This window comes from Limibacillus sp. MBR-115 (assembly GCF_040549425.1).
Taxonomy (GTDB): Bacteria; Pseudomonadota; Alphaproteobacteria; order Kiloniellales; family CECT-8803; genus Limibacillus; species Limibacillus halophilus.
Genome location: NZ_JBEPTJ010000017.1, coordinates 1 through 1,488 on the forward strand (window position 1 = coordinate 1; position 1,488 = coordinate 1,488).

2 protein-coding genes are annotated in these 1,488 nt (G+C 53.9%); both read right to left on the reverse strand.

The features are described 5' to 3' along the window. Positions 1-44: 44 nt before the first annotated feature. Positions 45-320 carry a hypothetical protein gene (locus tag ABIE63_RS17525; RefSeq protein WP_354506700.1) on the reverse strand — a complete coding sequence of 92 codons (276 nt, stop codon included), beginning with the start codon at positions 318-320 and terminating at the stop codon, positions 45-47. A 12-nt stretch (positions 321-332) separates the two neighbouring features. Further along, positions 333-1,488 (reverse strand): DUF6538 domain-containing protein (locus tag ABIE63_RS17530; protein WP_354506703.1); only part of this gene is annotated, 1,156 nt, incomplete at its 5' end.

Consider the following 1,488-nt stretch of genomic DNA (forward strand, 5'->3'; position numbering starts at 1 on the left):
ACTTTCTTAGCAAGATATCCAACTCGAACCCAGAGATCCATGCGTCATTCTTTAATCAGCTTACCCCAGTCTTCTTCAGATTTAGTCACGACTATATTGATCACGCAGACATCTTCTGCTTCACCCATTTCTGGGTAGTGAAAAAGTCTGTTTTCAACAATGCCCCTTATTTCGTCGGCGTCAGGGAATGAAACGTGGTCACCAATGTTGGGCAGCAGGATAAGATCCTTCCCATCACTACTTATTTCAACGGATTGCCCGTAATCAAGTGGACGTGACGAATCTTTGGGCCTGTATTGGTACGTAACTGAGTATCTCATTTGATTAGCCCTTCACTCTGTTGTGATAGAATGCATCCATTGTGAAAGCACCATCAGCGGGTATCCTAAACCGTAGATCTCTCCAACACCCCTAACGCTCCATCCGCCAATCCTATCTATTATGTCAGCGGGACATTGGGTGGCTCTGAGCCTATCCCGCATACTGTGCCGGAAGGAATGGACAACGCAACCATCCGGAACCCTGGGAGACAGCCACTTATTCAAGGCAGCGCTAGCAGAGTTAGCCTTGCACTGCTCCTCATTGCAATACTTTGGGAAAAGGAATGGACCGTCATTAGCTTCTGCAGTTCTCTTCGCTGCCCACAAGGCTTCACCGACCAGGGGTACGATACGGACGCTGCTCGCCGTCTTGAGGCTTCGCCAGGAGTGTGGCTGCAGGGTCAGGTACGGATACTCACCATCCAGCACCAAGTCGCTCTTGATAAGGCCTATGGCTTCACTCAGGCGCATGCCACTGTCGCTGATGAGGGCAATGAGCCACCTGGCCTCGTCGTCTAGCGAATGGCATTCCCTCTGTACGGACCGGATGACATCCAGCGGGATCGGCTTCCGCTTCTTCTCCTGCAACTCTGCCCCGTCGCCGAGGTAGATGCTGCAGAAGGTCCTAATGTCTGTCAGCCCGAGTTCCCGCGTCGTGAAGTTGACGATGGCCCTGAGCACGCTGAAGGTTCGCCTGACAGAGGTCTTGGACAGTCCACGCTCCAGCAGGCGGTCCCGCAAGTTGTTGGCCTCTATCCGTGAGTAGGTGTCGATCGGCTTGTCGCGGCACATGGCAACTAGCTCGGCCACAGCTCGATCGGCAGCCTGTTGGAAGGTCTTCGGTCGCCCATCCCCCTTGGCCTTCAGATAGAGATCCTTCGCTGCACTCATGCTAGGTGCGGACGAAGCAAGCTGGGCTTTTGTCGTGTGGTCCAACAAGAACTGACAGAAGGGGTCGCTCTGGTTCTTCCACCTAAGAGCCAACCAATCCTGGTCCAGCTTACCTGCAAGGGTCGCTGCACGCGTCGTTGCCGCCTTCAGGGACCGAGTACGAAGTGAGAGAACGATCCGGGGTCGCTTGTAGTGTACCCTCAGGTCAGCGGGGATGCGTCGCGAGAAATAGTATATGCCACGTTTGCGATAAACATGGGGGGCGTACTTGTACAAC